Source organism: Lentibacillus salicampi (assembly GCF_004565465.1).
Taxonomy (GTDB): Bacteria; Bacillota; Bacilli; order Bacillales; family Amphibacillaceae; genus Lentibacillus; species Lentibacillus salicampi.
On sequence record NZ_SRHY01000001.1, the window covers coordinates 300,051 to 317,457 of the forward strand.

General features: G+C 43.9%; 14 protein-coding genes and 2 pseudogenes. 8 read left to right on the forward strand and 8 right to left on the reverse strand.

The window, feature by feature from the left end:
• From E4U82_RS01485 to E4U82_RS01495, 3 genes are read left to right on the forward strand one after another with little or no spacing between them, the layout of a single operon-like run.
• A complete protein-coding gene (locus E4U82_RS01485; protein ID WP_245183483.1) occupies positions 1-1,212 on the forward strand; it encodes an aspartate aminotransferase family protein in 1,212 nt (403 codons plus the stop codon).
• Complete coding sequence (locus E4U82_RS01490) at positions 1,209-2,342, forward strand: N-acetyldiaminopimelate deacetylase (RefSeq protein WP_135108258.1); 1,134 nt, start codon at positions 1,209-1,211, stop codon at positions 2,340-2,342. Before E4U82_RS01485 ends, E4U82_RS01490 begins: the two co-directional genes overlap by 4 nt.
• Positions 2,343-2,393: 51 nt before the next feature.
• Positions 2,394-2,600, forward strand: coding sequence for a YkuS family protein (locus E4U82_RS01495; RefSeq protein WP_135108259.1), 207 nt, complete (start codon positions 2,394-2,396; stop codon positions 2,598-2,600).
• Positions 2,601-2,631: 31 nt separating this feature from the next.
• Here E4U82_RS01495 and dapF read toward each other — a convergent pair whose 3' ends face one another.
• Complete coding sequence (gene dapF / locus E4U82_RS01500; RefSeq protein ID WP_245183484.1) at positions 2,632-3,501, reverse strand: diaminopimelate epimerase; 870 nt, start codon at positions 3,499-3,501, stop codon at positions 2,632-2,634.
• Between the two features lie 545 nt (positions 3,502-4,046).
• Here dapF and E4U82_RS01505 point away from each other — a divergent pair.
• Entirely contained in the window at positions 4,047-5,237 is a 1,191-nt protein-coding gene (locus E4U82_RS01505; RefSeq protein ID WP_135108261.1) for an AGE family epimerase/isomerase, read from the forward strand.
• Here the strand turns inward: E4U82_RS01505 and E4U82_RS01510 are convergent.
• Positions 5,232-6,131 (reverse strand): SDR family oxidoreductase, encoded by a 900-nt coding sequence (locus E4U82_RS01510; RefSeq protein WP_135108262.1) that lies wholly within the window; start codon positions 6,129-6,131, stop codon positions 5,232-5,234. The genes E4U82_RS01505 and E4U82_RS01510 overlap by 6 nt on opposite strands.
• 444 nt (positions 6,132-6,575) lie before the next feature.
• A complete protein-coding gene (locus E4U82_RS01515) occupies positions 6,576-7,838 on the reverse strand; it encodes an ammonium transporter (RefSeq protein ID WP_135108263.1) in 1,263 nt (420 codons plus the stop codon).
• A gap of 490 nt (positions 7,839-8,328) precedes the next feature.
• On the opposite strand from E4U82_RS01515, the gene E4U82_RS01520 reads away from it, so the two are divergent.
• On the forward strand, positions 8,329-8,658 hold the full coding sequence (locus tag E4U82_RS01520) for a MerR family transcriptional regulator (RefSeq protein ID WP_135108264.1): 330 nt from the start codon (positions 8,329-8,331) through the stop codon (positions 8,656-8,658).
• Between the two features lie 141 nt (positions 8,659-8,799).
• On the opposite strand, the gene E4U82_RS20585 is transcribed toward E4U82_RS01520, so the two are convergent.
• Both E4U82_RS20585 and E4U82_RS20590 read right to left on the reverse strand, forming a co-directional pair.
• Complete coding sequence (locus tag E4U82_RS20585) at positions 8,800-9,093, reverse strand: hypothetical protein (protein ID WP_425339497.1); 294 nt, start codon at positions 9,091-9,093, stop codon at positions 8,800-8,802.
• Positions 9,051-9,292 (reverse strand): annotated as a pseudogene (locus E4U82_RS20590) (hypothetical protein). The gene E4U82_RS20585 and the pseudogene E4U82_RS20590 overlap by 43 nt, the downstream one beginning before the upstream one ends.
• Positions 9,293-9,339: 47 nt before the next feature.
• Between E4U82_RS20590 and E4U82_RS01530 the strand changes: the two are divergent.
• Positions 9,340-9,552 (forward strand): annotated as a pseudogene (locus E4U82_RS01530) (ammonium transporter); the annotation flags it as partial.
• A 37-nt stretch (positions 9,553-9,589) separates the two neighbouring features.
• Here E4U82_RS01530 and E4U82_RS20595 read toward each other — a convergent pair.
• The 3 genes from E4U82_RS20595 to gltC form a co-directional block, all read right to left on the reverse strand.
• Entirely contained in the window at positions 9,590-9,757 is a 168-nt protein-coding gene (locus tag E4U82_RS20595) for a hypothetical protein (protein ID WP_425339503.1), read from the reverse strand.
• A gap of 35 nt (positions 9,758-9,792) precedes the next feature.
• Positions 9,793-10,011 (reverse strand): hypothetical protein, encoded by a 219-nt coding sequence (locus tag E4U82_RS20600; protein ID WP_425339498.1) that lies wholly within the window; start codon positions 10,009-10,011, stop codon positions 9,793-9,795.
• 248 nt (positions 10,012-10,259) lie between these two features.
• On the reverse strand, positions 10,260-11,162 hold the full coding sequence (gltC, locus tag E4U82_RS01540; RefSeq protein ID WP_135108265.1) for a glutamate biosynthesis transcriptional regulator GltC: 903 nt from the start codon (positions 11,160-11,162) through the stop codon (positions 10,260-10,262).
• Between the two features lie 135 nt (positions 11,163-11,297).
• Between gltC and gltB the strand changes: the two genes are divergently transcribed.
• Together gltB and E4U82_RS01550 are read left to right on the forward strand one after the other, a co-directional pair.
• Positions 11,298-15,851: a glutamate synthase large subunit gene (gltB, locus tag E4U82_RS01545; protein ID WP_135108266.1), complete on the forward strand. Its 4,554-nt coding sequence runs from the start codon at positions 11,298-11,300 to the stop codon at positions 15,849-15,851.
• 45 nt (positions 15,852-15,896) lie between these two features.
• Positions 15,897-17,384 carry a glutamate synthase subunit beta gene (locus tag E4U82_RS01550; protein ID WP_135108267.1) on the forward strand — a complete coding sequence of 496 codons (1,488 nt, stop codon included), beginning with the start codon at positions 15,897-15,899 and terminating at the stop codon, positions 17,382-17,384.
• Positions 17,385-17,407: the final 23 nt, after the last annotated feature.

The following is a 17,407-nucleotide window of genomic DNA, read 5'->3' on the forward strand; positions in this document are numbered from 1 at the left end:
GTGACAGACTGGCAGGAGCTTGACAAAGCTTATGTTATGCCGACGTACAGCCAATCAAAACTGCCGATTGCCATCGAAAAAGGCGAGGGCAGCTATTTATACGACACAGAGGGAAACCGTTATCTCGACTTGTTTGGGGGACTGGCCGTGAATGTTCTTGGCCATTCCCATCCAGAGGTCGTTAAAACGTTGAAGGAACAGGGCGAAAAATTCCTGCACATTTCCAACATATATTTAAACCAGCCTGCCATTCAGTTGGCGAAAACACTTGTTGACCATTCAATCCGCGGGAAAGTGTTTTTCGCCAATTCGGGTGCAGAGGCAACTGAAGCTGCGGTCAAGCTGATTCATAAATGGAGAATGAAGCATGCACCGGAGCGAAACGGGATCGTTGTTCTGGAAAAAAGCTTCCACGGACGCACGCTTGGCGCATTGAAACTTACACGCCAGCCCGGTGTGCAGCAGGACTTTCCGCAGCCAGATTTTGAGGTCATCGAAGTTGAAAAAGAAAATTTAACAGAAATGGAAAAAGTGATCCAGGAGCGTCAGCCGTTGGCGGTACTGATGGAACCTGTACTTGGTTCCGGCGGCATTTTGCCCCTTTCGGAAAAATATTTGCAAGAAGTTGAGAAACTTTGCCGCCAATATGAAGTGCTGTTTTGTATGGATGAAATTCAGACGGGTATGGGCCGAACCAGCAAACTGTTCGCTTACCAGCATGCCGGGGTGAGCCCCGATTTAATTTTATTTGCAAAAGGGATTGGCGGTGGTTTGCCGCTCAGCGGTATCATCGCAGGAGAAAAGCTGGAAAACAGTTTCAGCTCGGGCGATCATGGTACGACGTTTGCGCCGTCTCCACTTAGTGCGGCCCTCGGAAATACTGTCTTACGTATTTTGCTTGAGGAAGGACAGTTACAAGACGGACGTGAAAAAGCCATCTATTTATGGGACAAGTTGACGGACCTGAAAGAACAGTTTCCGGAAACCCTCGCTAGCATCCGCGGAAGGGGAATGATGATCGGCATTGTTTCGAATAAAGATGCCGAGTTCGTCGCCGAATTAAGAAAAACCATGGTTGAAAAAGGTTTTTTGATTGATGTGACACAGAAAACAATCATTCGGCTTTTACCGCCACTGACTTTGACGGAAGAGGAAATTGACACATTTATTGCGGCCTTGCAGCAAACGATCACGGAGTTGATATCGTCATGAAGTATGATTGGATCGAAATCCGCCGCCAACTGCATCAAATTCCTGAGCTCGGTTTTGAGGAAGTGAAGACACAGGCGTTATTGCTCGATAAGATCAGGCAGTTTCCGCAAAAGCATCTGGAGATACAAACGTGGCAGACGGGGATTTTTGTGAAAGTGAACGGAACCAATCCGTCAAAAACCATAGGTTGGCGTACCGATATGGATGGGCTGCCGATTACCGAGGAAACAGGCTTTGATTTCGTATCGTGTCATGAAGGTAAGATGCACGCGTGCGGGCATGATGTTCATATGAGTATTGCACTCGGGGTATTGGCACATTTTGCCCAACATCCTGGCCGGGATAACCTGCTGTTTCTATTTCAACCCGCTGAGGAAGGACCGGGCGGGGCACTGCCGATGATTGAAAGTGTGCCGTTCAAAGAGTGGCGTCCGGATGAGCTGTATGCATTGCACATTGCGCCTGATTATCCGGCAGGAACTGTAGCAACGAAGAAAGGCTTATTGTTTGCAAACACCTCAGAGCTTTTTATTGATTTGAAAGGCAAGGGCGGGCATGCAGCCTATCCGCATACAGCCAATGACATGGTGGTTGCCGCCAGCCATCTCGTTACACAGTTGCAGACCATTGTCTCAAGAAACGTTGATCCGCTTGATTCAGCTGTTGTAACCATCGGAAAAATTACAGGTGGCACAAGACAAAATATCATTGCCGAAAAGGCCCGCATTGAAGGGACCATTCGCTCGTTGTCGCAAGAATCGATGAAACAAGTCAAACAGCGGATTGAAGCACTTGTTGGTGGAATTGAAGCCGGATTTTCCTGTGAAGCTGTCATTGATTATGGATCCAATTATCTTCAGGTGACCAATGATTCGGAGTTGACTCATGATTTTATCCTTTTTTGTGAAACGTACCCGGACATGACGCTTCATATTTGTGACGAAGCAATGACTGGCGAAGATTTCGGTTGTTTTTTAGATGAAATTCCCGGGATGATGTTTTGGCTGGGTGTTCATTCAGAATACGGCCTACACTCCGCAAAATTAAACCCGAAGGAGGCGGCTATTCCGAAAGCTATCGGTTTTCTTACGGGATTTTTGACACATAAAGCCGATGGAGGGAATAATTGAAAAAACGGTTGGAGCATTAACGATTGAGCACAAAAACAGGAAGATGATAGGATGGCCAGAGTTTGGCGTAGAACAACCGATGTTCAACAACCCCTGAAGGAACGGGAATTTGATGTGGTGCCCTTACAAAGTGAAAACGATGCAGGCGAATGTGATAATTACGGACAAGATATTCAAAACGTTGCAACGCAAGGATTCGTAATTGAGGTACGAGGCTTGCGCAAGGAAGACGTTTGCCAGGAAGTGGAGACCGAATGATAACCCGATGAACGTGACGGTATGCTGAGCGTCACGTTCCCATTAAGTAAAGACCTTCACAAATTGTTACCGCTGGGCCCCTCATATACACTGAACCTTCATTTGACCAAAAGATTTTCATGTCTCCACCGAGCAAATGGACGGTGATTTCTTTACCTTGCTCTACATAATTGTTTAAAACGGCAGCGACGACGGCGGCACATGCTCCGGTTCCGCACGCCCGGGTAATGCCCGATCCGCGTTCCCACACACGGAATTGCAGTTCATGAGAGTTAACGACCTGAACGAATTCAACATTAAGTCCTTCGGGAAACAGCCGATGATGATCAGCCAGAATCGGTCCGTACGATTTCACGGGTGCCTCCTCAATATCATCGACAAAAAATACTCCGTGAGGGTTTCCCATAGACACACCTGTCATTAACGCAGTGTCCCCATCCACTTCAATGGGCACACTAACAAGGTCCTTCTCAGTTGTTCCACCGGTCATTGGCAGGTCACTGCTTTTCAACTTCGGCGTCCCCATGTCCACTGTAACTTCATCGACTGTTCCGTTTACCACATGTACGTTGACTCGAACTAATCCGGATAACGTTTCAATGTGGAATGTCGTATTTTTAACCATCCCCTTTTCATAGACATATTTGGCAACACAGCGCAGGGCGTTGCCACAGTTTTTCGCCTCAGACCCGTCTTTGTTAAAAATACGCATTTTTACCTCAGCCGTCTCCGAGGGAGCCATAACAATCAAGCCGTCAGCACCAATGCCGGTATTTGGGTCAGATACGTTTCGAGCCAGTTCGGGCAGCCGTTTCCCTGACAAAGCTTGTTCAAAGCCGTTCACATAAATATAGGAATTTCCCAGTCCATGCATTTTTGTAAAGGATAATTGTGCTGGCATTTCTCTCACCTCTAAATATAAAGAAAACGCACTGTCCATACAGTGTCGCTAGATGTTCAATTATTGGATATTCTTAAAGTATACTTAATCTGCTTGTAATAAGTCAATGATACGCAATCACTCATGTAAAATGTTACTTAAAGGAAAACGGCCAACTCACATCGAAATGTTACCGAGGGGATGTGAATGAATATGTCGTATTCCAGCCGACAAGAGTATCTGAATGTTCAAAGAAGCCGTTATGCCAAGGCTTCATCTCGTCAGGAAAAAAGTCGAATAATCGATGAAGCAGTCAGTACACTTGGATACCATCGCAAACATGTGACCCGTGAACTAAATCGCTCTTTTGCAAAACGTGAAATAAGATCGAGCTTATATACAACAATTTTGTCACCACTGCGTGAGAATTTAAAGGATCTTCTAGTTGGGCTTATCTGTCACTTTGGATGTTATTTTTGCCCGTTGATGAAATTGCTATCTGATTTCCTACTCTCATGTCTATGTTTCGAGGTCGTTTCATAAAGTATACAAGAAGGGGAACTAAGGTGAAGTGTGGATTTCCAAATTTTTCATCAACATATTTTCTAACACAGCATATCCTTGATACGGTGAACTTCTATGCACCTCGATGTATAGATAACGTTTTCGGTGGATATATCAACTGCATTCTCGATGACGGAACAATATGTGATTATGAAACTAAACAGCTTGTGGGTCAAGCAAGGTTTGTGTTTATTTTCAGTGTGGCATCGATGTTGATGCCTACCCAAGAGTACCGAAAACTAGCAGAGCACGGTATTTCATTCTTGCAAAATCATCAACGCGACCGCAAGCATGGTGGGTACTATTGGGAATTGAAGGGCCAATCTGTAAATAATTCAGCTAAAAAAGCATATGGTCATGCCTTTGTTCTGTTAGCTGCAGCTATGGCATCTAAAGCAGGTACACCATCCGCTGTTTCCATTATAGATGATACATTCGATGTATTAGAACGCTACTTTTGGAGGGAAAAAGAGGGGCTTTATCTTGATGAAATCTCAGCCGACTGGTCCGAAATATCTCCTTATCGTGGGCAGAATGCTAATATGCATCTATGCGAGGCCATGATAACAGCATATGAAGCAACCGGGAACAAGCGGTATCTTGAGCGGGCGAAACGCATTGCTGAGTCGGTAATGTTTCGTCTTATTCCTCAATCAGGAGGCCTAATTTGGGAGCACTACCATGAAGACTGGGAAATCGATTGGACGTACAATTATGGAATGACGAAAAGCGAGCTTCGTCCCTATGGCTTTATTTTGGGTCATTCAATTGAATGGAGCAAGCTGTTGCTGCTTATTGAACGACTTGATCCCAGCAATTGGCGTGGACCGATGGCGAAATCCTTATTTCAGTATGCTATTCGCTTGGGTTTAGATCGTAAAAATGGCGGGATATACTTTAGCATGGCTCCTGATGGGCGCATCATCGACTCTGATAAGTACTACTGGGTTATGGCAGAAGCGTTAGGAGCATCAGCCCTGTTTGCTGTATATGACCGCCACGAACTATATCTGTACAATGATTTATTTGCCTATAGCTGGACACATTTTGCAGATCAACAAAGAGGGGGGTGGTATCAGCTGCTTAACAGGTTCAATCACCGTTACAGCAATATAAAAAGCCCGCCTCCCAAAACAGATTATCATCCCATAACGAATTGCCTTACAGCATTAACGTCCTTTTACCGACTATGAACCGACAAAACCACCACCGTTAATATGAATTGTCTGTCCCGTTATATATGAGCCATCGCTTGAAGCAAGCAACACATAGACAGGCGCAAGCTCATATGGCTGGCCTGCTCGTTTCATTGGTACATCACTTCCAAACGTTTTAACCATATCAGGTGTAAAAGTAGCGGGGATAAGTGGTGTCCAGATTGGGCCTGGTGCAACAGCGTTCACTCGAATGCCCTGGTCGATGATATTTTTGGCAAGGGCTCGTGTAAAGCCAACGATTGCCCCTTTTGTCGTCGTGTAATCAATCAAATCCTTCCGACCAATATAAGCATTAATCGACGTTGTATTAATAACGCTGCTTCCTTCAGTCATATGAGGGAGCGCAGCCTTCGTCATGTAAAAAAACGGATGTATATTTGTGTCAAACGTCGTATGCCACTGTTCATCGCTAATATCCAAAAAACGATCCTGAATAAATTGAACTGCTAAATTATTGACGAGAACATCTATTCTGCCGAACTTTTCAAGGGTACAAGAGATAACATACTTACAGTGACTCTTGTTGCGCAAATCTCCCGGAATTAAGAGACAACGCTGTCCCAATTGCTCAATTGCCTGTTTAGTTTCTGTAGCATCTTCATGTTCATCAAAATAGGCGAGGACTAGATCTGCTCCTTCTTTCGCAAACGCTACTGCTACAGCTCTACCGATTCCACTGTCACCTCCACTGATTATCGCAACCTGGTTGTTTATTTTTCCGGTTCCAATATAGTGGGGGTTATCATAAATAGGTCGAGGAATCATTAAATATTCCAATCCTGGTTGTCTGGCCTGTTGTTGGGGTGGAAATGTATTAGAGACTTCTTCACATTTAACTTCTGATCCGAAATAGGTGTGCCTTGAATCCATGATAACACCTCTTTATCATTTTACCTGTAGTATATTCAGATTAAAAAATAACGTTAATGCACCCAGACTATGACATATTAATGGAGTATGGATAATCACAGACTACATCTAATACTTTTGGAAAAAAGGGGCAGGGAGAGCCGGCTTACATACATTGGTCACGAAGATTAAATTAAAAAAGTTTCCTGCGACGCAGAAGGAATAAGGAAAATGTTATATGCGGTACACTAAATTAAATACTATTCTGTTCAAGGGGCGGTTTTTCAGGAATATTTAATAACTCCATCCTTCAGCTTAATATTTATCCTGCCAAATAAAAAACTGTGTGAGCAAGAAACCATACGCATTTTCTCGCTTACACAGTTTATATGACAAACTTTCCTGTTACAATGCTTTCTGTTCATATTTTTCCAAACGAACATTATCCCTGGAACGTAAAGTACTCTAGGCACTAGATCTATCATACGGTTTAGGGATGCTCTCTGGGTACCCATAACTACCGTGTTCACTTAAATCAAGGCCAACAATTTCTTCTTCCTTCGATACACGCAAGCCACCCATAATTTTATCCATCACTTTAAGGATTATAAACGCTACTACGAACGCATAAATGCCACTGCTAACGACACCCAACGTTTGAACACCCAATTGTGTAAATCCGCCGCCATAAAATAAACCTGCCTGTCCAACGGTAGCTAATTCAGGTGTTGCAAAAAGACCATTGGACAATGTTCCCCATACACCCACCACACCATGAACTGATAAGGCAAAGATAGGGTCATCAATTTTAGCTTTATCAAAGAATCTCATACTAAAGAAAACAATCAGTCCACCGACTAAACCAATTATGGCTGCTGCCCAGGGTTCCACAAACGCACATGAAGCGGTAATAGCCACGAGCCCGGCCAGCGTACCATTTAAAGTAGTAGGAACATCTGCCTTTTTTGTCACTGCCCATACAATAAGCACCGCACCAATTGCCCCCGCACCAGCAGCCAGTTGTGTATTAAGAGCAACATAGCCAAAAAATGCATCAGCTACTCCAAACGTACTGCCCGCATTAAATCCAAACCAGCCTATCCAAAGAATAACCACACCTAAAACAGTAAACACTTGGTTGTGGCCAGCTATATCATTGGAAGTACCATCTTTGTTATATTTGCCAATGCGTGGTTTTAATATTATTGTTGCAGCTAATGCAGCCATCGCTCCTGTTAAGTGTACAACCGTGGACCCTGCAAAGTCTTGTTTTCCATGCTCAGCTAACCATCCACCACCCCAAATCCAGTGGGCAATCACAGGATAAATTAATACTGAAAATAATACGGCGAAAATAACATAGGCGGATAACTTGGCCCTTTCAGCAAAGCCGCCGAATGCGATAGTCATTGCAATTGCCGCAAAAGCTAGTTGGAAGAAAAAGTCAGTTGATCCGGCTAAACCTTCTCCCATTGTTGTTGCATCACCAAAAAAGAATTCTGAAAAGCCTATGAAAGCATTTCCTTCACCATAAATTAGTCCGTAACCGAATGCCCAAAAGATTATAGAAACAATCCCCACTGTAAAAACTGTTTTACTTGCGATATGGCCGGCATTTTTCATCCGGACCGATCCAGCTTCAAGTAAAATAAATCCACCCTGCATCAATAAAACTAAAACTGTACAAACAACGATCCATACATTATTCATTAGAAAAACTGTATCCATTGTATTCAATTCCCTCCTGTTTGATAAATATAATGTACCAATCTGAAAATTTTTAGGCAATCCTCTTGTTAGATTATCTGACATGGTTTTTGAGAAACGAGGAAATGGCTATTAAAAATTCTGTAGTTCTTTTGTGTTTTTAAAAAAAGAGATTATGAAATTGATTCACTGTCAAAAAAGATGAGATGAGGTTAAATGTTTAGAATATAATTAGGGGTTTACGAAAAAATTATTCTTATCAAAAAAGTATCAAACCTCTTATAATAATCTGCGGTGTGTTTTTATGAATAGTAGGAAGTAGTTCATTACTTTTAAACGCGATTTCAGGGTAACTCTAATTTTTGAATAGTATGGTATGACAATACCAAGGCTAGCATACCTGAGCTTTTTTTCCTAAAAAAAATATATTTGTTAGATTATCTTACATAACAATGGTGTTACATCGGAGTATCCACTATAATCATGGAAAGACCTTTTGTGAGGTGAAAAAATGACAGGTCAACTTTCTTATAAAAACAGCAAAGTCATCACGATAGGAATTGTCAGTGAATTAACTGGATTGACAATAAGACAAATCAGGTATTATGAGAAGAGGAAATTAATTTTTCCAGAAAGGTCAGAACAGGGCAATCGGAAATATTCCTTTAATGATGTCGAACAACTGATCAATATCGCCAACAAACGAGAAGAGGGAGTGCAGACGTTTGAAATTCGTCAGGACATGTTGAAGGAGAAAAGAAAGAAAAGTGGCAGCCAATTAAGAGACGAAATGCTGCGGGGACAAATCAATGCCCAGTTTGGTGTTAACAAAGACAGGTAGATCTTCCCCTTCAGACCACCATAAAAAGGAGCGGGTAGGTATGCCCGAACCCGCACCTTCAAAATAGCCATCATTTGCTTTTATCACAGAGCTTCCGGGGAATGGTTTTCAAAACGAAAATAGTCCTGGATGCAAAATGTTTTAAGCATTGGATAGATCATACGATTGAGGGATGTTCGCCGGGTACCCGTAACCACCGTGTTCGCTTAAAACAAGACCAACCATTTCTTCTTCCTTCGATACACGCAAGCCACCTACGACTTTATCCATCACTTTAAGGATGATAAACGCTACTAGGAACGCATAAAGACCGCTGCTGACGACACCCAGTGTTTGAACACTCAATTGTGTGAATCCGCCGCCATAAAATAAACTAGCTTGTCCAACGGTGGCTAATTCAGATGTACAAACAGACCATCTGACATTGTTCCCCATACACCAACGACGCCATGAACTGATAAGGCAAATATAGGGTCATCAATTTTAGCTTTATCAGAGAATCTAATGCTGAAGAAGACAATCAGTCCATCCATTAAACCAATTATAACGGCTGCCAGGGTTTCACAAAAGCACATGAAGCGATAATGGCAAAGAGACCTGCCAGAGTACCATTTAAAGTAGTCGGGACATCCACTTTTTGTTACAGCCCATACCACAAGCGCAGCACCAATCCAACCGCCAATGGCTGCATTTGCCGCAACGATTATATTGAAACCACGCATTGGTAAATATAATAAAGATGGCATATCCAATGAAATAGCTGGTCACAACCAGGTATTTACTGCATTGGGGGTTACTATTCTTTGGATAGGATGGTGATTTAATGCGGGAAGTACCTTTGGCGTAGTTGATGCATTTTTTGGCTATGTTGTTCTTAATACACAATTGGCTGCCGGCTTCCGTGCTAGGCTAACCATCCGTCGCCCCAGATTCAGTGGGCAACCACAGGATAAATCAGAATTGAAAATAGTACCGCGAAAATAACATAGGCGGATAACTTTGCCCTTTCAGCAAAACCGCCGAATGCAATAGTCATTGCAATGGCAGCAAACGCTAATTGGAAAAAGAAGTCTGTATATCCGGCTAATCCCTCTCCCATTGTTGTTGCATCACCATAAAAGAAATTTGACAAACCTATGAATGCAATGCCCTCACATAAATCAGTCCGTAACCGAATGCCCAAAAAACTAAAGAAACAATACCAACTGTAAATACTGTTTTACTTGCAATGTGGCCAGCGTTTTTCATTCGTACCGATCCAGCTTCAAGTAAAATAAAGCCGCCCTGCATCACTAGAACTAAAATGGCACAAATGACAATCCATACATTATTCATCAGAAAAATTACATCCATTGTATCCAGTCCCTTCTGTAATGATTGTTAAATGTAATTTGTCAATCTTAAAATTTTTGGACAATTCCTTGCCAGATAATCTAACATAGTATTTAAATAAGAGTGAATGGCATCATGACATTATTGATAAGTTGCAGACTATCAGTATTTTACAAGCTAAGAATTGATTCGGAGTAGAATTGCACACCGCAAACAGGAAGGTCTTTATGCTTTACGTCCAAATCGCCCAAACCCACATCTGAAAAAATCTATTGAAATTGCTGTAACCGTGAGAAAAGCTGCTTTACGAAATCGTAAAATACTTCTTCTGATGGTGAGAGTGTTTTTCCTTTTGGCTTAATGATTCCCACTGTTCGATTGACTGCCGGAAGCTCGAGTGGTATTTTAACGGTCATTCTTGGGGTTGATTCATGAAATGTGCTTTCCGGTAACAGTGTGACACCAATCCCTGCAGAGACGAGACCTTTGATGGCGTCAAAATCTTCTCCCTCGGCAGAAATCGTTGGATTAAAGCCTGCTTGTCTGCATGCATCGATCGTTATTTTATTCAGGACATATTTTTCAGGAAAACTGACAAATTGATCATGTTTCATATCAGTGAGTGATACACCTTTTCTCTCGGCAAAAGGGTGATTAATCGGCAGCAATGCCATGATCTGTTCGGAAAATAAAATGTGGGATTGAATGTCCGGTTCATCCTTAGGGACCGGTCCGAGAAATGCTACTTGTATGTTACCTTTTTTGACGGAATCGATCAGGTAGCGATACGATCCCTGGCGCAATTGAAACCTGACATTCGGATATTCATCTTTAAAAGCGGAAATCACACTGGGCATCAGGTGATTGGATAAGCTTGTTGGGAAGCCGATTTTGATTGTTCCTTGTTCAGGGTCGAGATATTCATCTATTTGCTTTTTGGCATTTTCAATCGCTTCCATGGCGACCTTTGTATAATCATAAAATGTCTTTCCGATCTGGGTTAATTTAATATTTCTGCCTTCACGTTTAAACAAATCGACTTCAAGTTCACTTTCTAGATTGGCAATTTGCCTGCTTACGGCTGACTGAGCAATATGTAAATTAAGTGCAGCTTCCGAAACGTGTTCCCATTCTGCTACTTCCATAAAATAGCGTAGTTGGCGCAACTCCATTCCTATCATCCACCTTTATAACAATAATCGATTAATTATATCTAAATTATATATTGTTTCGATTAATTTGAAAACCTATAATGATCAATACACAGTAATTACGGAATTGAATGACAATCCTGGGAGGGATGAATGATGCATTACAATCAAATACCAAAAGCTCAGGGTTTGTATCGCCCCGAATTGGAACATGATGCATGCGGCATTGGGCTATACGCGCATATGCGTGGTATTCCCACTCATGACATCGTTAAACAAGGCCTGCACATGCTGTGTCAGCTTGACCATCGCGGTGGCAATGATGATCCCACAATGGGAGACGGCGCCGGATTGATGGTCCAAATTCCGGATAACTATTTCCGGCAAGTTTGTCCGGATATAGGTCTGCCGGAAAAGGGCCGCTATGGTGTTGGAATGATTTTTTTCCGGAATGATACGGACAACCGCGCATTTTTGGAGAATGAAATCAATAAGCTGATTGAACAAGAAGGGCAGACGGTTCTCGGATGGCGAACAGTCCCTGTGAACGTTAACACAATCGGTGAAAAGGCGATTGCAAGCTGCCCGGTCACACGCCAAGTATTTATTGGGGCTGATGATACCGCTGGTGAGACAACCGCGTTTGAACGAAAATTATATGTTATCCGTAAACAGGCGGAAAAAATAGCACTGGAACAAAACGAGTCGATTTATTTTTCGAGCCTGTCGAGTCAGACGCTTGTGTATAAAGGTTTGCTGACGCCTGGACAGCTGGAAACCTTTTATATCGATTTGCAGGATGAACGCTTTACATCGGCATTTGCGTTAGTCCATTCCCGTTTCAGCACGAATACGTTTCCGAGCTGGTCGCGTGCACACCCGAACCGCTATTTAATGCATAACGGGGAGATTAATACACTTCAGGGGAATAAGAGTTGGATGCAGGCACGCGAGAAACAGTTTGTGTCGGAAGCGTTTGGCGATGATCTGGAAAAAGTGCTGCCGATCCTGGACACTGAAGGAAGCGATTCGGCGATGCTGGATAATGCACTGGAATTTTTGGTTCTTGCCGGTCGAAAACTGGCTCATGCTGCCATGATGCTTATTCCAGAACCATGGGCAAATAATTCGTCTATGTCAAAAGAGAAGAAAGCATTCTACAAATACCACAGTACGCTGATGGAGGCTTGGGACGGACCTACCTCCATATCGTTCACTGACGGTAAACAAATTGGTGCGATATTGGATCGTAATGGGCTGCGTCCAGCGCGCTATTACGTCACAAAAGACGATCACTTAATTTATTCCTCGGAAGTGGGCGTCATTGATGTTGGGGAAGACGAGGTTCTGTATAAAGACCGTCTCAGCCCCGGAAAGATGCTGCTTCTTGATATGGATGAAGGGCGCATTATTTCCGATGAAGAAATTAAAGAGGAAATGGTTGCTGAAAAACCGTATCAAAAATGGCTGGATGAGCAAATGATAACCATTGATAATGAAGCGGAAGTAACGGAACCTCATCAATTCGCTGATTTAGCCAAACGGCAAAAAGCATTCGGTTACACTTATGAAGATGTCCACAAATATATCAACCCGTTGATTACAGGTGAGAAAGATCCAATCGGTGCCATGGGAAATGATGTCCCGCTTGCGGTCTTATCCGATCACCCGCAATCACTTTTTTCTTACTTTAAACAGTTGTTTGCGCAAGTGACGAATCCACCAATTGATGCCTATCGTGAGCAGCTTGTCACCTCGACAATGACAATGCTCGGATCGGTTGGCAATATTCTTCACCCCAATGAGGTAAATTGCCGTAGACTTCAGGTCGATACACCGATTTTGTCCAACCATCAGCTGGACTTATTAAAGGACGACAGCTATGACGGTTTCAAAACTGAGACGATCGATACGTTATTGGACGCTGATTTGGAAACGTCATTGGAACGTATTTTTCAGCAAGCAGACCAATTGATTGCTGATGGGGTAAGTATTCTGGTCTTGTCAGATAAGAATATGAATCACCAGACACCTGCGATTCCGTCGCTGTTGGCCGTAAGCGGCTTGCATCAATACCTTATCCGCACCGGCACGCGTACGAATGTGAGTATCATTGTTGAAACAGGTGAGGCAAGGGAAGTGCATCATTTTGCTGCATTAATCGGTTATGGAGCGGATGCGATTACGCCATATCTCGCTTATGCGACATTGAATCAAGCGATTGATGATGGCCACCTATCACTCTGCTACCAAGATGCTGTTAACACCTATATTAAAAGCGTGACAGAAGGTATCGTCAAAGTCATGTCCAAAATGGGGATTTCAACCATTCAAAGTTACCGTGGCGCACAAATATTTGAAGCGATCGGTATCAGCAAAGACGTCATTGACCATTACTTCACCGGAACGGCTTCCCAGCTTGGCGGAATAGGCATGGATACAATTGCCAAAGAAGCACGTATGCGGCATAAAACAGCCTATGAAAACCACGTCGATTTTTCATTGGATCCGGGAAGTGACTTTCAATGGCGAAAGACTGGGGAGCATCATGCGTTCAACCCGACAACCATCCATAAACTGCAATGGGCATGCCGCAGAGGCAATTATGATTTGTTCAAGGAATATTCCTCAGCAGCAAACGAGGAACGGCTTAATTTTTTGCGGAACCTACTGACATTTAAAGATCGGCGTGGGATTTCAATTGATGCCGTAGAACCGGTCGAGTCGATTGTTAAACGGTTTAAAACAGGCGCCATGTCATTTGGTTCTTTAAGTGAAGAAGCGCATGAATCATTGGCAATTGCCATGAACCGCATCGGCGGCAAAAGCAACAGCGGGGAAGGCGGTGAAGATTCACGCCGCTTTGTCAAAGATACAAACGGTGATCTGAAGAGAAGTGCCATTAAACAAATCGCATCAGGCCGATTTGGTGTCAAAAGCCATTACCTGGTCAACGCAGATGAACTTCAGATTAAGATGGCTCAGGGTGCCAAGCCGGGTGAAGGTGGACAGTTGCCTGGAAGTAAGGTGTATCCATGGGTGGCTGGTGTGCGCGGTTCAACCCCTGGTGTTGATCTGATTTCACCACCGCCGCATCATGACATTTATTCCATTGAAGATTTGGCACAGTTAATTCACGATTTAAAAAACGCGAATCGAGATGCTCGCATCAGTGTAAAACTTGTGGCCAAATCCGGTATTGGCACCATCGCATCAGGTGTTGCCAAAGGGAAAGCCGATGTTATTTCCGTCAGTGGTTATGATGGCGGAACCGGTGCTTCGCCGAAAACAAGTATCAAGCATGCGGGACTGCCGTGGGAACTCGGTCTTAGTGAAACGCATCAGACGCTGAAATTAAACGATCTAAGAAAGCGGGTGGTGTTGGAAACGGATGGCAAATTAATGACCGGTCAAGATGTGGTTATGGCAGCCTTGCTCGGAGCCGAAGAATTCGGATTTGCAACAGCACCACTGGTTGTGCTTGGCTGTGTCATGATGCGGGTGTGCCATAAGGATACATGCCCGGTTGGCGTGGCCACTCAAAACCCTGAACTCCGCAAAAAATTCATGGGTGATCCTGATCATGTCGTCAATTTCATGTTTTATATCGCCGAGGAAGTGCGGGAGATTATGGCTCAACTTGGCTTCAGAACGGTTGAAGAAATGGTCGGCAGGTCTGATGTTCTAAAAGTCAGTGATCGAGCGAAGGCACACTGGAAAGCGGGTGAATTGAATTTATCAGCGTTGCTTCATCGGATTGAGGGGCCATCGACCTGTCAGACAAAACAGGATCACGAGCTTGATAAGTCATTTGATTCGAGAGAAATTTGGCCGGATGTTAAACAGGCAGTTGAACTCAAGCAAAAAGCAGACTTTTCCTATTGGATTAAAAATACGAACCGTGCTGTCGGGACGATTACAGGAAGCGAGATTTCCAAGCGATATGGTGAACAAGGAATGGAAGAAGATTCAATCACATTGCGATTCACGGGCTCAGCGGGCCAGAGCTTTGGTGCTTATGTACCAAAAGGTATGTCACTCTATTTGACTGGAGATGTCAATGATTATGTCGGAAAAGGCTTATCCGGCGGGAAAATCGTTGTCTCATCGCCAGCGGAAGCGCAAATCGCTGAAGCGATCAATGTGATTGCCGGGAACGTCGCATTATACGGTGCTTCATCAGGTGAGGCATATATTAACGGTTATGCCGGCGAACGGTTTGCAGTGCGCAACAGCGGCGCGCATGTCGTTGTTGAAGGCATCGGTGATCATGGCTGTGAGTATATGACAGGCGGACGTGTCGTTGTCTTGGGCGAGGCTGGTAAAAACTTTGCAGCCGGTATGTCGGGCGGCATCGCCTATGTTTATGCCAAAGACAAAGAAGCATTCAAGCAGCTGTGCAACCAGGAAATGATTGGATTTGAAACGCTGTCTGATCCTGCTGAAGAAAAAGAAGTCAGACAGATGATTAAGAAGCATTTTCATTATACCAACAGCCAAAAAGCCCAACATGTTTTGGAATACTGGGAACGATGCTTCGACGATTTTGTTAAAGTAATTCCGAAAGATTATAAGAATATGCAGAACACCATACAGACTTATAAAAATGACGGCTTGACAGATCAGAAAGCAGCAATGCGTGCATTTCAATCAAAAAACGAGGAAACGGCTCCTGGGAAACCAAAAGAACCGGAAAAAATACCATTGTAATCCGGGATTCCAGAACCGGAAAGAACCAACGAAAGGGGCGATGACATGGGAAAAGCGACAGGATTTATGGAGTATCAGTGTGAGGAGACCCAAAGACGCGATCCGCTTATTCGGACAAATGACTGGCGTGAGTATGATACCTCCTACTCTGATGAAACATTGATGACTCAGGGCGCCAGATGTATGGATTGCGGCACGCCTTTTTGTCAGATTGGAGATGTCATTAACGGTGCCACAACCGGCTGTCCGATTTACAATTTAATACCGGAATGGAATGACCTGGTCTATAAGGGCAGATGGAGAGAAGCGCTGGAGCGGCTGTTAAAAACGAACAACTTCCCTGAATTTACGGGAAGAGTATGTCCTGCACCGTGTGAAGGATCCTGCACACTTGCCATTTCAGATCCTGCCGTTACCATTAAGAGTATCGAACGGACGATAATTGATAAAGGATTTGAAAATGGCTGGATTACACCGCGGGTTCCGGAAAACAGAACATGGAAAAAAGTTGCTGTCATTGGTTCCGGTCCAGCCGGGCTGGCCAGTGCCGACCAATTGAATCAGGCCGGCCATCACGTTACCGTATATGAACGCCAGGACCGGGCGGGAGGCCTATTGATGTACGGTATTCCTAATATGAAACTGGAAAAAGAAGTGGTCGAGCGCAGAGTCCGGCTTCTTGAACAGGAAGGGATTGATTTCATTCTGAACACAGAAGCGGGCAAAGACATCTCCTTTGAGGCATTAAACCGTCAATATGATGCGGTTATCCTATGCATCGGTGCACAAAAACAGCGTGATTTGCCTTTGGAGGGAAGAGACACAGAGGGTGTTCATTTTGCGATGGATTATCTGACAGCTTCCACGAAGCAATTGCTGCAGGATGAAGACTATATCGATGCTAAAGGGAAAGATGTCATCGTCATTGGCGGCGGTGACACAGGGGCAGACTGCATCGCAACAGCGCTTCGTCAAGAGTGCAACAGTGTGGTGCAATTCGGAAAACATCCAAAACCGCCATCAGCAAGAACCGGAAGCAACACGTGGCCTGAATTCCCAAATGTTTTCACCGTCGATTATGCTCATAAAGAAACAGCCGCTAAATTCGGGGAAGATCCGCGTCAATACTGTATTCAGACAAAGCGATTTGTTACCGGTGAAGACGTTACGCTGAAAGAAGTGCATACCGTGGAAATGGAAAAAACAACTGATGAAAATGGCAAGGCAACATTTCGGGAAATACCCGGAACAGAACAGGTTTGGCCGGCCCAGCTTGTCTTTATTGCCATCGGTTTTGAAGGCCCCGATGCAAAGCTGAAGCAGTATGGCCTGCATACTGAAAATGGTAGCGTGAAAGCAACATACGGTGACTTTAGGACCAATATCGATAACGTCTTTACAGCAGGTGATGCCAGACGCGGCCAAAGCTTAATCGTCTGGGCCATCAATGAAGGGAGGGAAGCAGCGTATAAAATTGATGACTATTTAATGGGAAGCTCCGCACTTCCGTCGTATCTGAAAAAATCAGTGTAATATTTTGTAGAAAAGGATGAATA